The following is a 22,415-nucleotide window of genomic DNA, read 5'->3' as shown; positions in this document are numbered from 1 at the left end:
GGACCGTTCGTACGCCCAGGGGAGCCCCCGATTTCAACGTTACCGCGCGGGACCGACGATTCCGGCGGCCACGCCGAGGTCCACGACGTCCTGCGGCCGCAGGCGGAGCTGGTCCGCGGTGGCGGGCACCTGGTCGTCGTCGCGCTTGAGGATGGCGGCCGCGGCTTCGGGCGAGGTGACCGAGAAGTAGCTGTCGGGCGCCATCCAGGTCCGGCCCGGTGCGGCGAACGCGAGCGCCCCGCCCGAGCCGCCTTCGCCCGCGACGAGGGTCGTGATCGGCACTCTCGCGGCGCCGACGGCCGCGAACAGTTCGGCGATCGCGGGCCCGGCGCCCGCGTGCTCGGCGTCGGGCCCGTTCGCCGCGCCAGGGGTGTCGACGATGGTGAGCACCGGTATCCCGAGCTTGTCGGCGAGCCGGACGAGCCGCGCGGCCGTGCGGAATCCGGCGGGCGTGGTCGCCGTGCCCCGCTGCGCCGCGTACGCGATCGTGCGCCCGTCGCGCGAGCCGAACCCGCATCGCACGCCCGGATCGACGCCGCCGCACCGGTCGCCGCTGATGTCCTCGCACCAGTCGAAGTAGGCGGCCAGGTACTCGTCGGCGTGCGGCCGTTCCGGTGCGCGCGACCGCAGCACGGATTCCCGGCCCGTCGACGGCGGTTCCGCGTCGCCCAACGCGTTCGGTGGTTCGGGAGCCTCGGGGAACGGCTTGGTCAGCAAGGCCAGCCACCGGCCGAGCGCGCCGGGGAGATCGGTGACGAGCTGGTCGACCTGCCCGGACGAATGGTGCGCTTCGGCGGTGTACGCGCTGGCATCGCCGTCCGGCCGCACCCGGGACCCGGCGAACCCGACCTGCGCGCCCGGCAGCGCCAGCGTGACATCCGCGGCACCGCCGAGCGTGGCCCAGCCGCCGCCGGTCGTCGGGTTCCGCAGCACCGCGATGTGCGGCAGCCCGGCACGCGCCACCAGCGCCAGCTGACCCGCGATGCGCTGCAACTGCGACAGCGCGCGCATACCCTCCTGCATCCGGCTGCCGCCCGTCGCGATAAGCGACACCACCGGCGTGCCGAGTTCGCGCGCTTTGGTGAAAGCCAGCTCCAGCCGGTCGCCGGTGCGTGCGCCGAGCGATCCGCCGAGGAAGGCGAACTCGAACACGATCAGGGTCGCCACGACACCGCCGATCTCGGCCGTCCCGCACAGCACCGATTCGCCTTCACCCGAAGAGTCCACGGCCCGCGCCCGCGATTCCCCGTAGCCGCGCCAGCCGATCGGTCCGTCCACATCGGACGGACCGGACGCGACGGCGAATTCTTCGAACCGGTGCGTGAGCGCGCCGATCAGGTCGCGCGCTTCACCCATCGAGCGCCCGTTTCAGCACCTTGCCCATGTCGTTGCGCGGCAAAGCATCGAGGTACCGCACGACCCGCGGCCGCTTGTGCGGGGTGAGCAGGCGCGCGACGTGGTCCGCGAGCTCCTGCTCGCCGGGGCGCTCGCCGTCCGGCACGATCCACGCCACCACCCGCTCGCCCAGATCGGGATCCGGTTCGCCGGTCACCGCGACCTCGGCCACCCCGGGGTGTTCGAGCAGGGCGTTCTCGATCTCGCCCGCGCCGATCTTGTAGCCGCCGCTCTTGATCAGGTCCGTGGCCTTGCGCCCGACGATCTTGAGGTACCCGTCGGCGTCGCGCGTCGCCATGTCGCCGGTGCGGAACCAGCCGTCGGCGAACGCCTCCGCGGTCGCGTCGGGCCGGTTCAGGTACTCGGTGAACAGGTTCGCGCCGCGGACCTGGATCTCGCCGACGGACTCGCCGTCGGAGCCTTCGAGCACCGCGCCCGACTCGTCCACGAGCCGCACGTCCACCCCGGGCAGCGGCACGCCGACCGTGCCGGGCTTGCGCTCGCCGTCCACCCGGACGCTGGTGTTCATCAGCGTCTCGGTCATGCCGTACCGCTCGACGACCTGCTGCCCGGTGGCCGCGGTGATCCGCTCGTGGTCGTGCACGGGCAGCGCGGCCGACCCGGACACGAGCAGGCGAGCGCCGCGAAGGGCCTCCGCCAGCTCGGGCTTCGAACCCGCTTCCTCCGCGATGCGGTGGTACATCGTCGGCACGCCGAACATCATGGTGCCGCCGCTCGCCAGCGCCGCGGCGACGCCGTCGGTGCTGAACCTGCCGAGGTGCCGCACCGTGCCGCCGCGGCGCAGCGGACCGAGGATGCCGATGATCAGTCCGTGCACGTGGAACAGCGGCAGCCCGTGCACGAGCACGTCGCCGACGGTCCACGCCCAGGCGTCCCGCAGCGCGTCCAGGGTCGTGGCGATCGCGCGCCGCGGGAGCACCACGCCCTTGGGCGGGCCGGTGGTGCCCGAGGTGTAGACGATCAGCGCGGGCGCTTCGGCGTCCGGCTCGGGAAGCGGCTCGACCGGGTCGCCGCTCAGCTCGACGTCGATCCGCGGCAGCGCGGCGAGCGGGCCGGGCAGTTCGGCGCCCGGTTCGGCGAGCACCAGCGCGGGCTCGCTGTCGCCGATGATGTGCCCCAGCTCGCGCTCGCCGATCTTCGGGTTCACCGGGATCACCGGCGTGCCCGCGAGCAGCGCCGCCACCACGGCAACGCTCGTCTCGATCGTCGACGTCGCCCAGACCGCGACCCGGCCCGCGCCGTCGAGACGGCGTGCGAGCGTGCCCGCGACCGCGGCCAGCTCCGGGTAGGTCAGGCCGCGGTCGCCGAAGCGGAGCGCTTCCTTCGTCGGCGGTGCGACCAGCGCGGGGAACAGGTGCTCGGGCACTCGGCGGCCTCCTCGTCTCCGGACGGGGCCCGTACGACCCCGATGACCATGATGGCCGCCGGGGCCGCCGAGCGCGTATCCCCCCGGGGCCGCCCGCGACGTTTAGCCCGCTAAACGCAGCTCAGGAGGTCACCGTCAGGTCGAGGCCGCCGGCGTTCCCGCCGCCGCAGCGCTGGCCGACGTGGTAGACGCCGGGTGCCACGTCCGCCCTGATCACGGTCTCGCCGGTGACGGCGCCGTCGACCGGGTCGTGGAACGGCACGACACCGCCGTTGCCCTGGTAGGGTCCGTCGTCCCCGGTGGGCGTGAAGGCCGCCGAGCCGACGAAGTTGAGCCCCTCGCCCTCGTCGCACTTCGCGGCGACGTGGACGGTGTCGCCGGCGGCGACCGTGGTCCGGTCGAGGCGCAGGTAGGTTCCCCCGTCGGCGGACGCGACGCCGGAACCCGCGGCGGCGATGCCTGCCACGGAAAGGGCGACGAATGCGGTGCGAACGATGTTCATGATCAGACCCCTTCCTTCGAACAGCGATTAGTTACCAAATGGCGACTTATCGCCTTGGTTTGCCAGACTTTCACTAAAGAAGACGCGCCGGACCTGGACGGGTTGCGTGCCGGGGGCCGAAACGCCGGTCGTAGGCTCGTCACGTGCTTGTTCTCGCCATCGACACCTCCACGTCCGCGGTCACCGCCGGCGTCGCGACCCTGACCGGCGAGGGGATCACCGTGCTCGGCGAGCGGATCACCCACGACGCCAGGGCGCACGGCGAGCTGCTCACCCCGCACGCGCTCGAAGCCGTCGCCGCGGCCGGGGCGGCGTTGCGCGATCTCGACGCGATCGCCTGCGGGGTCGGCCCCGGTCCGTTCACGGGGCTGCGCGCGGGCATCACGACCGCCGCCACCCTCTCCGACGCCCTCGGCATCCCCGCGCATCCCGTCTGCAGCCTCGACGCCATCGCCGCCGATATCGAGGCGGGCGAACGATTCCTCGTCGCCACCGACGCGCGCAGGCGCGAGGTGTATTGGGCCGCCTACGACGAGGAAGGCACGCGAATCGACGGCCCGCACGTCCAGCCGCCCGCCGAGCTGCCCGCCGCCGGGCTCGCGGCGGGGGACGGCGCACGGCAGTATTCGCTCGGCGCGCGGACGATCGAGCCGTTCTTCCCGTCACCTCGCGGCCTGGTCGCCGCCGCGCGCGCCGCCTTGCTGTCCACAGTGGACCCGGAGCCGCTGGTGCCGTTGTACCTCCGCCGTCCGGACGCCACCGAGCCCGGCGCCCGCAAGAAGGTGAGCGCCTCGTGAAGCTGGAGGCCATGCGGCGCGCCGACATCCGCGCCTGCGTCCAGATCGAAAAGGTGCTCTTCGCCGGTGACGACCCGTGGAGCGCGTACGCGTTCCACTCCGAATTGGACATGGGCGGCTACTACCTCGTGGCCAGGACCGACGAGGGCGAAGTGGCGGGCTACGGCGGCCTCGCCGTGGTCGGTAAGCCAGGTGAGTACGAGGCCAGCGTGCACACGCTCGGCGTTTTGCCGCAGTACCAAGGAAACGGCCACGGCTCCGCACTTTTGCGCGCGCTGCTCGACCGCGCAGACTCGATCGACGCCCCGGTCTTCCTCGAAGTCCGCACGGACAACGAAACCGCGCTCGCGCTCTACGCGCGCTACGGTTTCAGCCGGATCGGCCTGCGCAAGCGCTACTACCAGCCCTCGGGTGCGGACGCCTACACGATGGCGCGCCCGGCGCGGTCCGCACAGGAGGTGAACGGCTGATGCCCAGGATCGTGATGGGGATCGAGAGTTCGTGCGACGAAACCGGGGTCGGCCTCGTCCGGCTACACGACGACGGCACGGTCGAGCTGCTCGCCGACGCGGTGGCGTCCAGTGTGGACCAGCACGCGCGGTTCGGCGGTGTGGTGCCCGAGGTCGCCAGCAGGGCACACCTGGAGGCGATGGTGCCGACGGTGCACCGAGCGTTCGCCGACGCGGGCCTGAAACTGTCCGATGTGGACGCGATCGCGGTGACCGCGGGGCCGGGACTCGCCGGCGCGCTGCTGGTCGGCGTGTCCGCGGCGAAGGCGTATTCGGCGGCGTTGGAGGTCCCGCTCTACGGCGTCAACCACCTCGCCGGGCACATCGCGGTCGACACCCTGCAGCACGGGCCGCTGCCCGCGCCGTGCCTCGCGCTACTCGTTTCGGGCGGCCACACGCAACTGCTGCGGGTGGACGACATCGCGTCCTCGATCACCGAACTCGGGTCCACTGTGGACGACGCGGCTGGTGAGGCGTACGACAAGGTGGCCAGGCTGATCGACCTGCCCTATCCCGGTGGCCCGCCCATCGACAAGGCGGCCGCGGACGGGGATCCCGCCGCGATCGCCTTCCCGCGCGGCATGACCGGCCCGCGCGACGCGAAGTTCGACTTCTCCTTCTCCGGCTTGAAGACCGCGGTCGCGCGCTGGGTCGAAGCCGCCGAGCGCCGGGGCGAGCCGATCCCGGTCTCCGACGTCGCGGCGTCGTTCCAGGAGGCGGTCGCGGACGTGCTGACCGCGAAGGCGGTCCGGGCCGCGAAGGAGTCCGGGATCGGCACGCTGGTGATTTCCGGTGGGGTGGCGGCGAATTCACGGCTGTCCGCGCTCGCGAAGCAGCGGTGCGCGGACGCCGGGATCGAGCTGCGAGTGCCGCGTCCGAGGTTGTGCACCGACAACGGCGCGATGATCGCCGCGCTCGGCGCGCACGTCGTCGCCGCGGATCGCCCTCAGTCCTCTTTGGACATCTCGGCGAACCCGGCGCTGCCGGTCGGGACCGTGTCAGTCTGAGCGGGCCGCTCCGGCGAGCAGGGGGTCGGACAGGCCGAGCAGGCTTTCGATCGCGGTGACCGCCCGTGCGGACGCTTTTCCGTCCCCGTAAGGGTTTTCGGCGCCACTGACGGTGATTTCGCCGGAGAGGACGCGGGACGCCGTGGTGACGATGCGGTCGGTGTCGGTGCCGACGAGCCAGGCGCATCCCGCCGCCACGGCTTCGGCCCGCTCCGTCACGTCGCGCAGGATCAGCACCGGCGTGCCGAAGGTCGGCGCCTCTTCCTGGATCCCGCCCGAATCGGTGAGCACCAGCTCGGCCAGGCGAAGCGCGCGCACCAGGTCCGGGTAGTCCAGCGGCTCGGTGAGCGTCACGCGGTCGAGATCACCGAGCGCGGCGCGGACCTGGGCGCGGACCTCCGGGTTGGGGTGGACCGGGAACAGCACGTGCACGTCGGGACGGGCCGTCACCAGTTCCCGGACGGCGTCGAGGATGCGCTTCAGCGGCTCGCCCCACGACTCCCTGCGGTGCGAGGTCACCAGGACCATGCGTTTGGCGGCTTCGCCGATTTCCATTTCCAGCAACGCGAGCGCGGTGTCGCGCGCGGGGAGGTCCCGCGCCGCGACCGCCCGCACCGCGTCGACGACGGTGTTGCCGGTGACCGCGATCCGGTCGGCGGGAATGCCCTCGGCGCGCAGCGCGGCCGCGGCGGGTTCGGTCGGGGCGAGGTGCAGCGTGGCGACCCGCGCTGCCATCTGCCGGGTGCCCTCCTCGGGGAACGGCGCCGCGAGGTCGTGCGTGCGCAGGCCCGCTTCCAGGTGCACGACGGGAATTCCGCGCCAGTACGCGGCGAGCGCGCCCGCCAGCACGGTCGCGGTGTCACCCTGCAGCACGAGCGCGCCGGGGCGGTGCCTGGCGAGGGTTTCGTCGAGCGCGGGCAGCAGCCCGGCGAACAGTTCGGCCTGCGACCCGGTCACGCGCGGCGGCACGTCGAGCCAGAGGTCGACGCCGAGGCCGAACGAGGACAGCGCCTGTTCGACCATCCGCTCGTGCTGGCCGCTGTGCACGAGAACGGGCCGGAAAACGGGGTGTTCGGCCAACGCCAGCGCGAGCGGGGCGAGTTTGACCGCTTCCGGGCGCGTCCCGGCGAGCAGCATGACATCCACGGGTGGGGACTCCTCTGGAACTGCGGACATGGTTTCGAGTGTCCTGGAGAAACGGGACACGGTTCGGGTGACCGGCGGACGGCACGCGAGGTGCCGCCCGCCGGTCGCGCCGAGCTCAGGAACCGGACCTGGCGAGGCGCTTCGTGCGGCGGTGCGCGGCGATGACCGCGGCGGTGCCGAGGACGAGCAGCACCACGCCGACCGCTATCCACCAGCCGACGTCGGCGCCGGTGGCGGCGAGGGTGCCCACCCCGCCACCGGCCGCGCCGACACCGGCACCGGGCAGCTTGTACATCGCTCCGTCACCCCGGCGATCAGGCCGCGGCCGAAGCCGACGCCCTGCGGTTGCGGGTCACGCGGATGCCGACCGGCACGGCGATCGCGCCGAGCAGGCCGAACCCGATCCACATCCCGGCGCCCGAGGCGAGCGGCACCGGCAGCCCGGCGGGGCCGCAGGTCGCCGAGGAGATCACCACGTCACCGGAGCCGATCGCGCCCGCGAGATCGCTGCCGAGCAGCTTCACGTGCAGCGCGTTGACGGTGAGGCTGCCGTCGGGGTTCTTGATCTGCTCGTTGAGGATGACCGTCGCGACGTTGCCGATGACCGGGATCTTGACCTCGAGCTTGGTGTTGGCCGCCGGGGTCACCGGGATCGAGCCGAGGCTGCCGAAGTTCGCGCCGACCAGCGTGCTGCTGCCCGTGACGCCCTTCTGCGTGGCCACGCAGGTGGCCTCGATCGCCTTCGCGCCGACATTGCCGAGCGCGGCCTTCAGCAGCGGGAGTCCGACGTTGGCGGTGCTCGCCTTCGCGTCCACCTGGCCGGAGTTGTCGTCCCGCTTGGCTTCGGTGTTGATCACGCCCGAAGTGAGGATGCCGGGGAGGTTGACGCCAGCGAAGGTGTTCTGCGTCGGGCCGTTGGTGCTGGCCGCGGCGAACGGGCCCGCCTTGACCGCGTCCGCGCCGAGCAGTTTCACGTTGACGGAGAGGCCGTACGCGGAACCGTCACCGGGCGCCGCGGCGGCGGTGCCCGCGCCGACGAGCGCGACGCACGCCACGACCGCTGCGAGGAGGCCCCCGCGACGAAGGTGGGTCTTCATCAAATGTTCCTCTTTTCTGTTGAGAGCGCACGATCACCGAAGGGGAGAAAGGCAGGAGGAAAGCCGGCCATACCCGAGGTCGGTTCGCGGATGCTGTATCGACGGAAGCGGCCGGAGTGGCACAGAAAAAATCGTTTACTACCCGAATGGGTTACTTTTTCCGGTGTTTTCCCAGGTCGGGCCCGAGGAGTACCCGTTTGGCCTAGTCGGCCCAGCGGTCGGTGCTCTGGAAGGCGGTAATGAAACGGCGCGTCCGGTCGATAGGGGTGCACAGACGGGTGGCGGCGGGTCCGCGCGCCCGCTTCGCGGAACAGGTGACGATCGAGAGGACCGCCGTGTCCGTAGCCAGTACGCCGACGGTGAAGTCGTGGCGGTTTTCCCAGCGCTGGGGCGTTTTCGTGGTCCTGGCGGCCGCTGTCGCGCTCGTCGTGGCGGAGCGCGCCTACCGGGTCTTCGAGGTCCAGTTCGCCGGGCTGATCCTCCGGGGCATCACCTCATCGGGTGTCTACGTGGCCGGCGAGCGCGAAACTGTTTACTTCGGGTTGTCCGGCACTGAGCCACTCGGGTTGAGAATGACGCCGGAATGCTCATCCGCGTTCATGCTCATCCCGTTGTTTCTTGTCACCGCGGTGATGATGTGGTTCCGTCCGCGCAATACCCGGCGCCCCTTCTTCTCGTTGCTGGTCTCCGCGATCGCGGTCATTCTGGTGAATCAGTTGCGGATACTGGCGATCGTCGGGCTCGTGCAGTGGCTCGGCGTGGATCGCGGCTACTACTGGGGCCACACGCTGCTCGGTTCGCTGGTGAGCGTGCTCGGCGGCGCGCTGGCGCTGGTCCTGTTCGTCTGGCTGGGCACCCGGGGCCCGAAGAACCGCGAGAGCACGCCGTGAGCGGAGACTCCTTCAAGGTCCTGCTGGCGATCACGCAGGCGTTCGCGCTCACGATGAGCGTCGCGTTCATCGTGTACGTGATCGTCATCGTGGTGCCGTTCCTGCGGCGCAAACCGGCGCCGGTCGGTGACGCCGACCGGTTCTCCTGGCACTTCTTCGTACCGTGCCGCGACGAGCAGACGGTGATCGGCGAGACGGTGCGGTACCTCCGCGCGACCTTCCCCGCCGCGCACGTGTGGGTCGTCGACGACGATTCGGAGGACCGCACCGCGCGCGTGGTGCGGGCGCTGTGGCGGCGCGACGGCCGGTACGACCCGTACCTCCACCTGGTGTGCCGCCGCCGTCCCGACGCCAGGACCGGCAAGGGGGACGCGCTCAACGCCGCGTACCGCGAGCTGAACGCGTGGAGCGACGGCTCGGTCCCGCGCGAGGACATCGTGGTGGTCGTCGTCGACGCCGACGGCAGGCCCGCGCCGAACTGCCTCACCGTGTGCGCGGCGGACCACCTCTTCGGCGACGAGGCGATCGGCGCGGTCCAGCTCGACGTCCGGATGGGCAACCGGTCCACCCCGCCGCCGCGGAAGTCGTGGCTCGGCAGGGCTTTCGGGCTGAAGCTGGCGCAGCTGCAGGACCTCGAGTTCCGCACCGCGATCGCGGCGATCCAGACCTCGCGCGGGTTCACCGGCACCATCTCGATGGGCGGCAACGGCCAGTTCACCCGGCTCACCGCACTCGACTCGATCGCGGGCGAGGACGGCACCCCGTGGCGCGGTTCGCTGCTGGAGGACTTCGAGCTCGGCGTCCACCTGCTGACCGCGGGCTGGCGAACCGGGTACACCCCGGATTCCTTTGTGGCGCAAGAAGGCCTGTACAGCCTGCGCCGGTTCCTCGTGCAGCGCACCAGATGGGGCCAGGGCACCATGCAGTGCCTGCGGTACCTGCGCCGGATCTGGGACTCGCCGCACATCAGCACGATCGGCGCGGCCGAGATGATGTACTACCTCGCCCAGCCGTGGATGCAGCTGCTCGGCTCGCTGCTGTACCCGATCCCGTTCCTGGTGCTGCTGGTGAACACCGCGGGGGACCCCGCGACGATGTGGTCGTGGTTCACCGACGGCGCCTGGATCCTGTTCGCGATCTACGGCTCGTTCGGGCTGCTGCCGTTCGTCATGTGGGGTCCCATCTACCAGTGGAAGTGCTTGCGCAGCAAGAACATCCTCGCCGGGCTCGGCATGGGGCTCGCCTACGCCGCGTACATCTACACCTTCTACATCACGTCGTGGCGCGCGCTGTTCCGGCTCGTGCGCGGCCGCAACGGCTGGTCCAAGACCCGCCGCAACACCGAGGCCGCGGCGGGTGCGAAAGTCGCACTGGACAGCTGATTATCGTTTGAGAGTGGTTTGCGTAACGGCGCGGGTGGCGGAACCTCAGCCGCCTTCTCGCTCCGGGATCTCCAACTCATGAATAACCGATTCACCACGTTGAAGCTGTCCTCGCGAGAAGACGGCTGAGAACCCGCGGCGGTGCAAGCTGACGGCCCACTCAAGCGGCTCCGCCGCTTATTAAACGCCGTCCGGCTGATCAGAACGCGGGCAGCACCTGTACGTCGTCGGCGTTGACGTAGGCGATCCGGTGTCCGAACTGGACCTGCACGTACCTCGTCTTCCCTTTCACGACAAGGTGTTCGGCCGGGTCGAACTTCGTGGCGTAGTAGTACTCGGACCCGACCGTGCCGCTCGACGAATAGCGCTGGCCGGTCTGCAGCGAGTACGGCAGTGCCACGATCGGCTGCGGGGTGCGGCCGGCCGGGTACGCCGACGCTTCGGGATAGGCGGTGCCGTAGACCGGGACCGAGGCCTTGCCCGGTTTCGGCGTCACGACGGTCCCGATCGCGGGCTTGGCCGTCGGTGCCTTGCGCGGGTTGAGGAACCAGCCCTTCTGGCCCAGGTACCAGACCGCCGTCCAGTCGCCGCGGACCTCGGCGACCGCGTAGCGCTGGCCCGCGTCGATCCGGCTGCCGACGTCCGCCACGTCCATAGTGGACGGTGTACCGTCCGGGTGCAGGCCCGCGTCCTTGAGCAGCGGCGCGTTCGCGTCCGGCTCGGTTCGCAGCATCTGCGACGTCGAACCCCTTGGCGTGCAAGGCTTTCCCGGTGACTCGCAGCCGGTGAACGCGGGCTTGTTCGCCGCGAAGTCCGGGGTGATCGTGATCAGCTTCGACCCCGGCAGGCCGAATCCGTGGTCGAACGGCGCGCCGAGCAGGTCGAAGTAATGCGACCAGTCCCAGTAGGGGCCCGGATCCCAGTGCATCGTCGGGATCTTCGCCGGGTTGATCCCCGGCACGTTGTCGTGCCCGATGATGTGCGCGCGGTCGAGCGGGATCCCGTACTTGCCTGCCAGGTACCGCACGAGCTTCGCGGACGTGCGGTACATCGCCTCGGTGTACCAGGAGCCCTTCGCCGCGAACCCTTCGTGCTCGACGCCGATCGACTTCGAGTTCACGTACCAGTTCCCGGCGTGGTAGGCGACGTCCTTCGTCGGCACGTGCTGCGCGATTTTCCCGTCGGAGGAGCGGATCGAGTAGTTCCAGCTGACGTAAGTGGGATCCTGGACGAGCTTGAGCACGTCGTCCCAGTAGCCCTCGGTGTCGTGGATGACGATGTAGTCGATCTTCTGGCTCTGCGGGCGGTTCGCCAGGTCGTGGTTGCCGTAACCGCCGCCGGGCAGCTCCTGGTACGGCGCCGGGACGGACTCGCACGAGACGGACCGCGGGCATTCGACCTTGGTGTCCTCGCGCGAGCGCGGCTCCAGGCCTGGTGTCGGTGCGAGGGTCAGGTGCTGGCCGTCGTCGGTGACGCGGTCGACGCCCGTCTTCAGGGTTTCGAACACCTCGTCGGCGAAGGAGGACCCGTCGCCGTAGCGGGTGACCGCGCCGTACCAGTCGGCCGGGGTCTCGCCGCGCGCGCCGGTCTGGCGCTGGTAGTCGGCGAGCAGCGCCGCGCCGCCGCGGATGTTCTGCACCGGATCCTGGCGCAGCGTCTCGGCGCTCGTTCCGATGAGCTGGGCCGCGCGGTCGATCGTCTGCAACTGCGGCGTCGCCGGCGCGGGGCCGGGGGAGGACGGGTGCAGCTCGGAGCGCCGCCCGTCGCCGCGCGGGTCCTCGCCGCCTTCGTCGTGGTGGCTGCCGCCGGTGCCCGCGGCGCGCAGGTCCGTCAGGTGCATCGGGCCGTAGCCCGCGGCGGTGCTCGGCGTGCCCGCGTTGGAGTCCCAGCGCGACTCGAGGAACGAGACGCCGAGGAGCACGTTCTCGGGGACGCCGAACTCCTCGGCCGCGGCGGCGAAAGCGCGCTGGCGTTGCTGGTCGGCTGGGGCTGTCTGGGCGGTTGCGGCTGGGGCCGCGAGCGCGAGGCTCGCGACGGCGAGCAGCGCGCCACCACGGCGGAACGAACGACGAGACATGACGGGACCCCTCGTGAGCTCTCGGAAGGATCTGAACCTAACAAGAAACTCACCACCTTCAACCCCTCCGCGCCGATCGAGCCCGAACCGCGTTTAGCCCGCTAACCGCAGGCGGGCGCCCCAGGGCCCGGGGAGCTGCAGTTAGCGGGCTAAACGGCGTCAGGCGCGGTGCAGGGTCGGGTCCCGGTCCTCCACGACGAAGCTCGCGGCCGTCTCGGCGGTGGCGTCCGGCTTCGACACGTACGGCACGATCCGGTAGTCCGCGCGCAGCTCGCCCGCGGTGAACTTCGTCCGCACGTAGCCCCGGCGGTTCTTGTGGAACTTCACGTGCGGGTTCTCGTCGAGCACGGCCTGGTTGGTGCCGTCGTCGCCGTCCTTGCCGCTGGTGATCGAGGTCGTGATGAACTCGGTGCCGACCCCCTTCGAGTCCGGCGAGCCGTAGGTCTCCTTGATCTCGGCCGCCCAGTGCCGGTGGACATCGCCGGTGAGCACCACGCCGTTGCGCACCCGCGAGTTCCCCATCGCCGACGCGATCCGGTCGCGGTTCGCCTTGTAGCCGTCCCAGGCGTCCATGTTGTAGCCCTCGGCGGCACCGGGGGTGAGGTCGATCTGCGAGAAGAACACCTGCTGCCCGAGCACGTCCCAGCGCGCGTTCGAGCTGTGGAACCCGTCGACGAGCCACTTCTCCTGGCGCTCGCCCGTGATCGACCGCGTCGGGTTCAACCGCTCGTCGCAGCCCGCCTTGACGCCGTCGCCGCACGCCTGGTCGTCCCGGTACTGCCGGGTGTCGAGCATGTGGAAGGTCGCCAGCGAACCCCAGTTCAGGCGCCGGTAGAGCTGGATGTCCGAACCGCGCGGCTTCGCCGAGCGCCGCAGCGGCATGTTCTCGTAGTACGCCTGGAACGCGGCCTTGCGGCGGGCCATGAACGCGGGGCCCTGCGGCGTCTGCGAACTGGCCTCCGGGATCTCGCCCGCCCAGTTGTTCTCGGTCTCGTGGTCGTCGAACACCACCTGCCACGGCGCCGTGGCGTGCGCGAGCTGCAGGTCGGCGTCGGTCTTGTACTGGCCGTGCCGCAGCCGGTAGTCCGCCAGCTCGACGGTCTCCGGGCCGAGCACCTTCCGCACGTCCTTGGCCTTCGACGCGTACTCGTACTGGTAGTCGCCGAGGTGCAGCACGAGGTCGGGGTGGTCCTCGGCGAGCCGCCGGTACGCCGTGAAGTAGCCCTCGCCGTAGTGCGCGCACGACGCGAAGCACATCGTCAGCGCGCCGAGCGCGCCAGGAGCGGGCGCCGTGCGGGTCCGCCCGACCCGCGAAACCGCTTTGCCGCTGCGGAACCGGTAGAAGTACTCGGTGCCCGGCGCCAGGCCCTCGACCTCGACGTGCACGCTGTGCGCGGCATCCGGTCCGGCGAGCGCGTTCCCGGCCCGCACGATCTTGGTGAACTGCTCGTTCTTCGACAGCTGCCACTGCACCGGGACCGCGCGGTCCGGCATGCCGCCGAGGCCGTTTTCGGCGACCGGGTCGCGCGCGAGCCGCGTCCAGAGCACGATGCCGGTGGCCGTCGGCTCGCCGGACGCGACGCCGAGGGTGAACACGTCGCCGAGCGGCTGGGCGAGCCCGGCGCCCTGGCTCGCGCCCGCCTGCGTGAGACCGGCGGCGCCGGCGACGACCGCCACCGCCCCCGCGCCGCCGAGCAGGAAGAGCCTGCGGTTGACCGTTTCGGGCATGCCTGACCTCCGTGTGGTGGGGGACCGTCCCGTCGATCGCACCTTCGGGAAGACGAACGGGACAAACCCGAAAGGGTGACCGCGAGGTGAATTCCCGGCGTGCGTGAATTTGGTCAAAGATCCGCCGTGGCGGCCGGGGGCTCTGGGACGGTGAACGGATGGACGGATCCGGCTGGACTCCGCGCGATCACGCCGAACTGGTCGCGGGCTGGCGCCTCTGGCTCGAACTGAGCTCGGGCGTGCACCCCGGCCCGGACTGGGACGGCTCCGCCGCGGCCGCCGTCGCCCGCCTGCGGGACCTGGTCGGCCTCTGCGACGCGATCCAGGCCGAGTACGTCGCGGCGTCGGACGACCCGAACGGGACGATCCTGGCGATGCTCCGCTTGGTGGTCTTCCTCGCGAGCTCGTCGATCGAGAACTGGTGGGACGACGACCTCGAGTTCTGGTCCGGCACCGCGCGCCCCCTCGACACCGAGCGGCTCACCCTGCTCCACGCCGACCTGGCCGCGTTCAGCGAGCGGCTGGCGGTCTTCCGGACCGCGCTCGCCGAGGGCGGCGGCTGGCGGGGAATCGAACCCGCCTTCCCTTCGGCCTGAGCTGCAGTTAGCGGGCTAAACGTCGTCGCTAGGCGGGCGAAGCGGGGTCGAGCTGGCCGCTCGCGATTCCCTGGGCAGGTAGACCTTGACGGCGACGGTGTCGTCGCCGGAAACCTCCGGGCCGGAATCTTCTTCCGTGGCGCCCTCTTTCGAACGCGGGCCCTCGTCTTCGAATTTGCGGAGCGCCCATTCGATGTCGGCCACTTCCAGCCGAGTGAGCGAAGTGGGGGAAACCGTTGCCCACTCGAGGAACAACGAGAGCATGGCGACGAGTTCGCGCTGGGACGATCTCCTCAAGGCCGCACGGAGTTCGGTGAGACGGCGCTCGAAGTCGACGCGATGTTCGTAGGTCAGCGCAGCCACGCGCCACGGTGCGCGCAAGAAGTTGTCGAGCCGGTAGTCGAGCCACAGCCGTGCCGCGGACGCTTCCCGATCATCGGGCGGCGGTTCGTTGACCGTGGCATCCGGCGGCGTCGGAGCGAACTGAACGCGGTGCCGGTCACGGCCCGGACGGGTGGTGGAGATGCCACGCCCAGGGCGGCGGTTCCACAGCAGGCGGGAGCGGGTAGCGCGCGGGCGGCATATCGGCACGCAGCGGTGGCGGGGCCGCCGGACGCGAGAACGGTTCCCACGGCGACGGCGCGGGCGGGGTGTGGGTGATGCCCAGCGGATCCGGTACGTCATGCTGGGGCGAAGAGTCAGGCTCCATCGAGGTCACACTCCGCAGCGAGTCGAGCCGACGACTACCGGCCATGATGCCGCATGGCCGCCGCCTCGGTTCCGCATCGGCCGAGACCGGAACCGACACGGACCAATGCGGCCGGTCAGAGCGGTCCGGAGAGCGTTTTCCCGGCTTTGGGGCACCCTCCTTGCGAAGCTGGCACTCGCGTGGCTAGAGTGCTAATTGCACGGCACCGCACACGCCCCGGCACCCGCGACGGCGGGGGTGGTAGGAGTCGTAACCAACAGAAACCTGCCAACGCTTTCGACGACCCGTGGAGGTCAACCCGGTGAGCGTGAACATCAAGCCGCTCGAGGACAAGATCGTTGTCCAGACGAGTGAGGCCGAGGAGACGACGGCTTCCGGTCTCGTCATCCCCGACACCGCCAAGGAAAAGCCCCAGGAGGGCAAGGTTCTGGCCGTGGGCCCCGGTCGCATCGACGACAAGGGCAACCGCGTGCCGGTCGACGTCAAGGAAGGCGACGTCGTCATCTACTCGAAGTACGGCGGCACCGAGGTCAAGTACAACGGTGAGGACTACTTGATCCTGTCCGCCCGCGACGTGCTGGCCGTCATCAACTGACGTCCGGTTCCAGCGGTGAACGCCCCGGGCCCCGATAGACCGGGGGCCGGGGCGTTTCGCTTTCCCATCATCGAAAGGTAAGCGGAACTCGCTATGCCCAAGCAGATCAATTTCGACGAGGACGCTCGTCGGGCGCTGGAGCGCGGCGTCAACAAGCTCGCCGACGCCGTGAAGGTGACGCTCGGCCCGCGCGGCCGCCACGTGGTGCTCGACAAGAAGTTCGGTGGCCCGACCATCACGCTCGACGGTGTCACCGTCGCCCGTGAGGTCGAGCTGGACGACCCGTTCGAGAACCTGGGCGCCCAGCTCGCGAAGAACGTCGCCACCAAGACCAACGACGTCGCCGGTGACGGCACCACCACCGCCACGGTGCTGGCGCAGTCGCTGGTGAAGGTCGGCCTGCGCAACGTCGCGGCCGGCGCCAACCCGACCGCGGTCGGGCGCGGCATCGAAGCGGCGGCCGAGAAGGTCGTCGAGGTGCTCAAGTCCAAGGCCACCCCGGTCAAGGGCCGCGACAACATCGCCCAGGTCGGCACGGTCACCTCGCGTGACGCCAACATCGGCGCGCTTCTCGGCGAAGCCGTCGAGAAGGTCGGCGAGGACGGCGTGATCACCGTGGAGGAGTCCTCCACGCTGGCCACCGAGCTCGAGATCACCGAAGGCGTCCAGTTCGACAAGGGTTTCCTGTCGGCGCACTTCGCCACCAACCCCGAAGAGCAGCGCGCGATCCTCGAGGACGCGTACGTCCTGCTGCACCGCGAGAAGATCTCGGCGCTGGCCGACCTGCTCCCGGTGCTGGAGAAGGTCGTCGAGGCCAAGAAGCCGCTGCTGATCATCGCCGAGGACGTCGACGGCGAAGCGCTGTCCACCCTCGTGGTGAACTCGCTGCGCAAGACGATCACCGCGGTCGCCGTCAAGGCGCCGTTCTTCGGTGACCGCCGCAAGGCGTTCCTGGACGACCTCGCCGTCGTCACCGGCGCGCAGGTCATCTCGTCCGAGATCGGGCTGAAGCTGTCCGAGACCGGGCTCGACGCGCTGGGCAAGGCGCGGCGCATCGAGATCACCAAGGACGTCACCACGATCGTCGACGGTGCGGGCACCAAGGACGACGTCCAGGGCCGGATCGCGCAGATCCGCCGCGAGATCGACGCGACGGACTCCGACTGGGACCGCGAGAAGCTGCAGGAGCGGCTCGCGAAGCTCGGCGGCGGCGTCGCGGTGATCAAGGTCGGCGCGGCCACCGAGACCGAGCTGAACGAGCGCAAGCACCGCATCGAGGACGCGGTGGCTTCCACCAAGGCGGCCGTCGAAGAGGGCATCGTCCCCGGCGGCGGCTCGGCGCTGGTGCACGCGGTCAAGGAGCTCGAGGGCAACCTCGGCCTCACCGGTGACGAGGCGACCGGTGTCGCGATCGTCCGCGACGCGCTCACCGCGCCGCTGTTCTGGATCGCCACGAACTCGGGCCACGAAGGCGCCGTGATCGTGAACAAGGTCCAGGAGCAGAGCTGGGGCCACGGGTTCAACGCGGCCACCGGCGAGCTGACCGACCTGCTCGGCGCCGGCATCATCGACCCGGTGAAGGTGACCCGCTCCGCGGTCGCCAACGCCGCGTCGATCGCCAGGCTGGTGCTCACCACGGAAAGCTCCGTGGTCGAGAAGCCGGCCGAGGAGGACGACTCCGCGGCGCAGGGCGGCCACGGGCACGCCCACTGACGCGAGCATCCGAACACCGGAACGGGGCGGCACCTGCCACAGGTGCCGCCCCGTTTCCATTGCGCCGCCACCTGCAGTTAGCGGGCTAAACGCAGTACTGAGCAAAGCTAAGCGTTGATGCCGCCGTCGACGGTGATGGTGGACCCGGTGACGAACCGGCCCGCCTCGCCGGCCAGGTGGGCGACGGTCGCGGCGATGTCCGACGCCGACGCGTACCGGCCGAGCGCGCTGACTTCCCGCTGCGCGTCCGAGTGCGCGCCGTCTTCGGGGTTCATGTCGGTCGCGGTCGACCCAGGCTGCACGAGCGCCGCGGTGATCCCCCTCGGCCCCAGATCGCGCGCGAGCCCCCTGGTCAGCCCGGACAGCGCCGACTTGCTCGCGGAGTACAGGCTCAGTCCTGGCCACGGCACCCGCTCGGCGAGGTTGCTGCCGATGGTGATGATCCGGCCGCCTTCGGGCAGGTGCTTCACGGCCTCCCGCGCGGCCACGAACACGGCGCGGACGTGGATCGCGAACGTGCGGTCGATCTCCTCGTCGGTCACCTGGTCGATCGTCGCGGTCGGGAACACGCCCGCGTTGTTGACCAGGATGTCCAGCCCGCTCAAGGCTTTCGCGCCCGCGTCGACGGCCGCCGCCACTTCGCCCGCGTCGGCGCTGTCCGCCTTGATCGCGATCGCCTTGCGGCCGAGGCCTTCGATCGCCGCGACGACCTCGTCCGCCTGGTCCTTCCCTGCCCGGTAGGTCAGCGCCACGTTCGCGCCGTCTTCGGCGAGACGGGTCGCGATGGCCGCGCCGATCCCGCGGCTGCCGCCGGTCACCAGTGCCACCTTGCCTTCGAGTGGGGACATGTCGAACTCCATTTCTGTAGTGGTCAACACATAATTAAGCGGCGTATCATCGGGCGTCAAGGACTTGTGTGCAGATCAGTACAGAAAGAGGCTCATGTCACCTCGGGGACGTCCCCGCGGTTTCGACCGCGAAGTCGCGCTGCGGGCGGCCATGCACGTGTTCTGGGAGCGCGGCTACGAAGGTGCTTCGCTGGCCGATCTCACCGGCGCGATGGGGATCAACTCGCCGAGCATGTACGCGGCGTTCGGGGGGAAGGAGGCCCTGTTCCGCGAAGCGCTCGCGCTCTACGGGAAGACGTCCGGCAGCCAGACCGATCGCGCGCTGGCCGCGCCGACGACGACCCGCGACGCGGTCGAGGCGATGCTCCGGGACAACGCGCGCGTCTACGTCGAACCGGGACATCCGCGCGGCTGCATGGTCGTGCACGCGGTGACCAACTACGCGCCGGGAAACCAGGTGCTGCACGACGATGTCGCGAAGCTGCGGCGCAACGCGGTGTGCTCGCTACGGGACCGCATCCGGCAGGGCGTCGCCGCGGGCGAGCTGCCGGCGGACCTCGACGCGGAAGGGCTCGCGTCGTTCTACGTGGCCGTCCTGAATGGACTGTCCACATTGGCCAGGGACGGCGCGGATGCCGCCGAGCTCGATGCCGTGGTCGGCAACGCGATGAAGGCGTGGAACACGTTGGTGCGCAAGCAAGACGACGATGGGGCGGCACCCGGGTGAGTGCCGCCCCATCGACCGCGGGCTCAGCTCGAAGACAGGCTCAACGTCCGCTTGCCCGACTTGATGATGTTCTCCCGCTCGGATTCGGACAGCCCGCCCCAGATGCCGTACGGCTCGTGCACGGCCAGCGCGTGCTGGCGGCACAGCTGCAGCACCGGGCAGGCCTGGCAGATCGCCTTCGCTCTGGCCTCCCGCCGCGCCCTGGCCGGCCCGCGTTCACCGTCGGGGTGGAAGAACGAACCGCTGTCCATTCCGCGGCACGACCCCTCCAGCTGCCAATCCCAGATATCGGCGTTGGGGCCGGGGAGCCTGCGCGTGTCTGCCATCGTGACCGCCTCCGTCGTGACCTGCGGTTGCCGGTACTGCGACTACTCCATTTGGTGCAACGGCGGTAACGTTAGAAGCGCGCCAATAGTTGTTCAAGAGATTCGGTCCGATTCAGCCGTTAGGCATCCCCCGGATGTGTGAGCGACGTCTCGGACTCCGGTTGCCGCACCCTCGAAACGCCTGGATATTGGGTCGAGTGGGATCCGACGCCGACACCGAACCCACGATGCCGGTCGCCTCCGTCGCACGGCGTCTCGGCGTCGCGCCGTCCACGCTGCGCACCTGGGACCGCCGCTACGGGCTCGGGCCGAGCAGGCACACGGACGGCAGGCACCGCCGCTACGGCGCGTCGGACATCGGCAGGCTCGAACTGATGCAGCGCGCGCTCCTGCGCGGCGCTTCGACGGCCGAAGCCGCCCGATACGCCCTCGAGCAGATGCCCAAGTCGACGCAGACGCTCCCGGTCGCCGAGGAACCGCGGCCGAAGGCGTCCGTGCGGATCGACACCCCGGCGGGCGCGGTCGTGCTGCCCGCCGAGGAATCCGGTGACGGCGACCCGCTCGGCGCCTCGCGGCTCGCGCGCCGCGTTAGCACCGCCGCGCTCGCGATGGACGGCGGCGCGGTCCAACGCCTGCTCGCGTCGGGCGTCGCCGATCTTGGCGCGCTCACCGCGTGGGAGGTGGTTTTCCAGCCCGTGCTCACCGCGTTCAGCCCGCGGTGGCGCGGTGGCGAGGTCGGCGCCGAGGTCGAGAAACTCCTCGCCGAGTGCGTGCTCGCCACGCTCCTTAGGGCGACGCCTGTGCTCGACGAGCCGCGAAACCACCGGCCGGTCCTGCTGTGCGGCGTGCCGGACGAACGCGACACGCTCGCCCTCTACGCGTTGGCGGCGGGCCTCGCCGGGCGCGGTATTGGCACGCAGGTCTTCTCGGCGCCGCTCCAGACCGAAGTGCTGGCGATCGCGGTCCGCCGCAGTGAGCCCTCGGCCACCGTGCTGTGGGCACAGCGGGCGGCCGCTGCCGACCCGGCGCTGTTCTCGCGGGTTTCGCGCGGCAGGAACCGGAGCAGGCTGTTCGCGTGCGGGCCCGGCTGGCAGCACGACGTTCTGCCCGCGAAAGTCGAGGTGCTGGGCGACCTTCCTTCGGCGGCGGACCGGATCGAGTACGTGCTGCTCGGCCGCGCCCGCCGGCGGGAGAATGCCGTCCGTGGATGAAGACGAGCTGCGGCGTGCGGCGTTCGGCCGGTTGACCTCGCCCACCGATGCGGACGACGTCGCGTTGCTCCGGACCGGCCCGAACTGGTTCGCCGCCGTCGTCCTGGGCGCGCGGGGCCGGTACGCCGCGGCCGCGTCCGCCTTCGGGGTGCTCGCCCGCGGCAAGGACCCGGTCATCGCGGCCGCCGCACTGACCGCGCTGGCTTCCCACCGGCGCCAGCTGGGCGGGCACGCCGTCGCCAGAAGGCTCGACGGGAGAGCGTTTAGCCTGCTAACTGCAGGCAGCGGCGGGGACCCGGACGGGGTGGACGCGGCCGGGATCAGGGCCGACGCGCTGCTCGGGCTCGCCGCGGACAACCTGGCCCTCGGCGGCCAGCGCGCGGCGCGGAGGCTGATCGCCGCCGTGACCGATACGCGGTGGCGGGCCGCCGTGCGCACCGGGTGGGTCAGCGCGGAGGTCGAGCTGGCCGCGGGCCGGGCCGACGAGGCGGTCGCGCCCGCGCGGCGCGCGCACGAGATCGCCGCGGACCGCGGCGCCGACCGCCACCGGGTCAAGTCCGCGCTCGTGCTGTCCGCCGCGCTCGCCGCGACCGGCGGGGCATCCGCGCGGAATCGTGCCGCGGAACTCGTCGACTCCGCGCTCGGAGACGTGGAAAAATTCGGCCTGCGCTCACTGGCGTGGCCCGCGTGCCTCCTCGCGGCGGATCTCGTACCGGCGAACGCCGAACGGTATCGATCCAGAGCACTAGAGGTGTTGCACGCAGTGTTACTACGCTCGGACCCTGAAGGGAGGCGGATCGCTCTCCGATCGCCATGGGTACCGAAGTGACCCGGGTGAGACCTGTCGTGGCGGGCCATACCGACATCCGGGCTAAGAACTTTTAAAAAAAGCCACCGGATCGTGTCAAGGTGGGGCCTAAAGCGTCCGATAGGGGATATGGAATGTCACCCGGCTGCAGGAAGGAAACCCCGTGACGACGGTCTTGATCTGCGACGACCGACGCAGTGTCCGCGAAGGGCTCACCCGCGTGATGTCTGCCGTCCCCGGCGTCAGTCGCATCGACTGTGTAGCGCACGGTGACGAGTTGCTCGCCAGGTACTCCCGGCAGCCGGTGGACGTCGTTCTCGTCGGCACCCAGCGCGCCGTGCCCACCGGAGTGGAAGCGACTCGCCGGCTCGTGTCGGCCAACCCGCAGGCGAACGTGATCGTGTTCGGCGCGCCGGACGACGCGGGCAGCATCGCCGCGGCGATCGCCGGTGGCGCCCGTGGTTACCTCCGCTGGGACGCCTCCCGGCCGGAGCTGGTCGCCGCGCTGGCGCACACACTGGCCAGCACCTCGGTGCCGGCGCCGAGGCAGCCTTCGGATCCCGGCGTCCAGCTCACCGAGCGCGAACTCCAGGTGCTGCGCGGGATGAGCCAGGGCAAGAGCAACGGCCAGATCGGACGCGAGCTGTACCTGTCCGAGGACACCGTGAAGACCCATGCCAGGCGGCTGTTCCGCAAGCTCGGCGTGCGCGACCGCGCGCAGGCCGTGGCGCATGGCTTCCGGCGCGGACTGGTGTCCTGACGGGCGCTCGCCCGTTCGGCCCATCGTTGTGAGCCAGGACACCACTTCTCGTTTCGTCGTGTCCTGGTGTCACCGTTCGGCGGGGAGATCGGCGCCGCGTTCACTCGAACGGACGCGCTGCCCACGTATCTGTTGCCGCACTTGTCGCCTCTTTGTCACTGCGCCGTATCCCCCGCGCGGGCATTATCGTTGAAACTTTGATCAG

23 protein-coding genes are annotated in these 22,415 nt (G+C 70.5%); 12 read left to right on the top strand and 11 right to left on the bottom strand.

From position 1 onward, the window contains the following. Window positions 1-39: 39 nt before the first annotated feature. The 3 genes from HUW46_RS15250 to HUW46_RS15240 form a co-directional block, all read right to left on the bottom strand. Window positions 40-1,356 carry a carboxyl transferase domain-containing protein gene (locus tag HUW46_RS15250; RefSeq protein ID WP_215547905.1) on the bottom strand — a complete coding sequence of 439 codons (1,317 nt, stop codon included), beginning with the start codon at window positions 1,354-1,356 and terminating at the stop codon, window positions 40-42. Next, window positions 1,349-2,782 carry an acyl-CoA synthetase gene (locus HUW46_RS15245; protein WP_215547904.1) on the bottom strand — a complete coding sequence of 478 codons (1,434 nt, stop codon included), beginning with the start codon at window positions 2,780-2,782 and terminating at the stop codon, window positions 1,349-1,351. Before HUW46_RS15245 ends, HUW46_RS15250 begins: the two co-directional genes overlap by 8 nt. A gap of 121 nt (window positions 2,783-2,903) precedes the next feature. Next, window positions 2,904-3,284 (bottom strand): hypothetical protein, encoded by a 381-nt coding sequence (locus tag HUW46_RS15240; RefSeq protein WP_215547903.1) that lies wholly within the window; start codon window positions 3,282-3,284, stop codon window positions 2,904-2,906. A gap of 143 nt (window positions 3,285-3,427) precedes the next feature. Between HUW46_RS15240 and tsaB the strand changes: the two genes are divergently transcribed. From tsaB to tsaD, 3 genes are read left to right on the top strand one after another with little or no spacing between them, the layout of a single operon-like run. Beyond that, entirely contained in the window at window positions 3,428-4,081 is a 654-nt protein-coding gene (gene tsaB / locus HUW46_RS15235; RefSeq protein WP_215547902.1) for a tRNA (adenosine(37)-N6)-threonylcarbamoyltransferase complex dimerization subunit type 1 TsaB, read from the top strand. Further along, window positions 4,078-4,551 (top strand): ribosomal protein S18-alanine N-acetyltransferase, encoded by a 474-nt coding sequence (rimI, locus tag HUW46_RS15230; RefSeq protein ID WP_215547901.1) that lies wholly within the window; start codon window positions 4,078-4,080, stop codon window positions 4,549-4,551. Before tsaB ends, rimI begins: the two co-directional genes overlap by 4 nt. After that, on the top strand, window positions 4,551-5,597 hold the full coding sequence (tsaD, locus tag HUW46_RS15225; RefSeq protein WP_215547900.1) for a tRNA (adenosine(37)-N6)-threonylcarbamoyltransferase complex transferase subunit TsaD: 1,047 nt from the start codon (window positions 4,551-4,553) through the stop codon (window positions 5,595-5,597). Before rimI ends, tsaD begins: the two co-directional genes overlap by 1 nt. Here tsaD and wecB read toward each other — a convergent pair. The 3 genes from wecB to HUW46_RS15210 form a co-directional block, all read right to left on the bottom strand. Continuing rightward, the gene (gene wecB / locus HUW46_RS15220) at window positions 5,589-6,743 is read right to left on the bottom strand and encodes a non-hydrolyzing UDP-N-acetylglucosamine 2-epimerase (RefSeq protein WP_215549886.1); all 1,155 of its coding nucleotides are present in this window, start codon (window positions 6,741-6,743) and stop codon (window positions 5,589-5,591) included. The two genes, tsaD and wecB, sit on opposite strands and share 9 nt — an antisense overlap. Window positions 6,744-6,858: 115 nt before the next feature. After that, a complete protein-coding gene (locus HUW46_RS15215; RefSeq protein WP_215547899.1) occupies window positions 6,859-7,038 on the bottom strand; it encodes an LPXTG cell wall anchor domain-containing protein in 180 nt (59 codons plus the stop codon). 19 nt (window positions 7,039-7,057) lie between these two features. Further along, a complete protein-coding gene (locus HUW46_RS15210) occupies window positions 7,058-7,840 on the bottom strand; it encodes a choice-of-anchor P family protein (protein WP_215547898.1) in 783 nt (260 codons plus the stop codon). A 398-nt stretch (window positions 7,841-8,238) separates the two neighbouring features. Here HUW46_RS15210 and xrtP point away from each other — a divergent pair, with 398 nt between their 5' ends. Together xrtP and HUW46_RS15200 are read left to right on the top strand one after the other, a co-directional pair. After that, window positions 8,239-8,730 carry an exosortase P gene (gene xrtP, locus HUW46_RS15205; RefSeq protein ID WP_254126607.1) on the top strand — a complete coding sequence of 164 codons (492 nt, stop codon included), beginning with the start codon at window positions 8,239-8,241 and terminating at the stop codon, window positions 8,728-8,730. Window positions 8,731-8,783: 53 nt separating this feature from the next. Beyond that, on the top strand, window positions 8,784-10,112 hold the full coding sequence (locus HUW46_RS15200) for a glycosyltransferase (RefSeq protein WP_215549885.1): 1,329 nt from the start codon (window positions 8,784-8,786) through the stop codon (window positions 10,110-10,112). A 199-nt stretch (window positions 10,113-10,311) separates the two neighbouring features. On the opposite strand, the gene HUW46_RS15195 is transcribed toward HUW46_RS15200, so the two are convergent. Both HUW46_RS15195 and HUW46_RS15190 read right to left on the bottom strand, forming a co-directional pair. Then, complete coding sequence (locus tag HUW46_RS15195) at window positions 10,312-12,189, bottom strand: N-acetylmuramoyl-L-alanine amidase (RefSeq protein ID WP_215547896.1); 1,878 nt, start codon at window positions 12,187-12,189, stop codon at window positions 10,312-10,314. A gap of 159 nt (window positions 12,190-12,348) precedes the next feature. Then, window positions 12,349-13,917 (bottom strand): alkaline phosphatase D family protein, encoded by a 1,569-nt coding sequence (locus HUW46_RS15190; protein ID WP_215547895.1) that lies wholly within the window; start codon window positions 13,915-13,917, stop codon window positions 12,349-12,351. Window positions 13,918-14,075: 158 nt separating this feature from the next. Between HUW46_RS15190 and HUW46_RS15185 the strand changes: the two genes are divergently transcribed. Further along, entirely contained in the window at window positions 14,076-14,513 is a 438-nt protein-coding gene (locus HUW46_RS15185; RefSeq protein WP_215547894.1) for a hypothetical protein, read from the top strand. 15 nt (window positions 14,514-14,528) lie between these two features. On the opposite strand, the gene HUW46_RS15180 is transcribed toward HUW46_RS15185, so the two are convergent. Beyond that, window positions 14,529-14,876, bottom strand: a complete 348-nt coding sequence (locus HUW46_RS15180; protein ID WP_215547893.1) for a hypothetical protein — start codon at window positions 14,874-14,876, stop codon at window positions 14,529-14,531. A 647-nt stretch (window positions 14,877-15,523) separates the two neighbouring features. On the opposite strand from HUW46_RS15180, the gene groES reads away from it, so the two are divergent. Next, window positions 15,524-15,817 carry a co-chaperone GroES gene (gene groES, locus HUW46_RS15175; protein ID WP_026360373.1) on the top strand — a complete coding sequence of 98 codons (294 nt, stop codon included), beginning with the start codon at window positions 15,524-15,526 and terminating at the stop codon, window positions 15,815-15,817. A gap of 93 nt (window positions 15,818-15,910) precedes the next feature. Beyond that, window positions 15,911-17,530 (top strand): chaperonin GroEL, encoded by a 1,620-nt coding sequence (groL, locus tag HUW46_RS15170; RefSeq protein WP_215547892.1) that lies wholly within the window; start codon window positions 15,911-15,913, stop codon window positions 17,528-17,530. Window positions 17,531-17,637: 107 nt separating this feature from the next. On the opposite strand, the gene HUW46_RS15165 is transcribed toward groL, so the two are convergent. Continuing rightward, on the bottom strand, window positions 17,638-18,378 hold the full coding sequence (locus HUW46_RS15165; RefSeq protein WP_215547891.1) for an SDR family NAD(P)-dependent oxidoreductase: 741 nt from the start codon (window positions 18,376-18,378) through the stop codon (window positions 17,638-17,640). Window positions 18,379-18,472: 94 nt separating this feature from the next. Between HUW46_RS15165 and HUW46_RS15160 the strand changes: the two genes are divergently transcribed. Beyond that, window positions 18,473-19,105: a TetR/AcrR family transcriptional regulator gene (locus HUW46_RS15160; protein ID WP_215547890.1), complete on the top strand. Its 633-nt coding sequence runs from the start codon at window positions 18,473-18,475 to the stop codon at window positions 19,103-19,105. Between the two features lie 23 nt (window positions 19,106-19,128). On the opposite strand, the gene HUW46_RS15155 is transcribed toward HUW46_RS15160, so the two are convergent. Beyond that, window positions 19,129-19,431 carry a WhiB family transcriptional regulator gene (locus HUW46_RS15155; RefSeq protein WP_215547889.1) on the bottom strand — a complete coding sequence of 101 codons (303 nt, stop codon included), beginning with the start codon at window positions 19,429-19,431 and terminating at the stop codon, window positions 19,129-19,131. Between the two features lie 227 nt (window positions 19,432-19,658). On the opposite strand from HUW46_RS15155, the gene HUW46_RS15150 reads away from it, so the two are divergent. From HUW46_RS15150 to HUW46_RS15140, 3 genes are all read left to right on the top strand, one after another. After that, window positions 19,659-20,642, top strand: coding sequence for a MerR family transcriptional regulator (locus HUW46_RS15150; protein WP_215549884.1), 984 nt, complete (start codon window positions 19,659-19,661; stop codon window positions 20,640-20,642). Next, window positions 20,626-21,471, top strand: coding sequence for a hypothetical protein (locus HUW46_RS15145; protein WP_215547888.1), 846 nt, complete (start codon window positions 20,626-20,628; stop codon window positions 21,469-21,471). Before HUW46_RS15150 ends, HUW46_RS15145 begins: the two co-directional genes overlap by 17 nt. A 142-nt stretch (window positions 21,472-21,613) precedes the next feature. Next, window positions 21,614-22,210: a response regulator transcription factor gene (locus tag HUW46_RS15140; RefSeq protein WP_003073605.1), complete on the top strand. Its 597-nt coding sequence runs from the start codon at window positions 21,614-21,616 to the stop codon at window positions 22,208-22,210. Window positions 22,211-22,415: the final 205 nt, after the last annotated feature.

The sequence above is a fragment of the Amycolatopsis sp. CA-230715 genome (genome assembly GCF_018736145.1).
GTDB lineage: Bacteria > Actinomycetota > Actinomycetes > Mycobacteriales > Pseudonocardiaceae > Amycolatopsis.
Note: the sequence above shows the minus strand (reverse complement) of the source record. Positions and strands in the feature narration are given on the sequence as shown.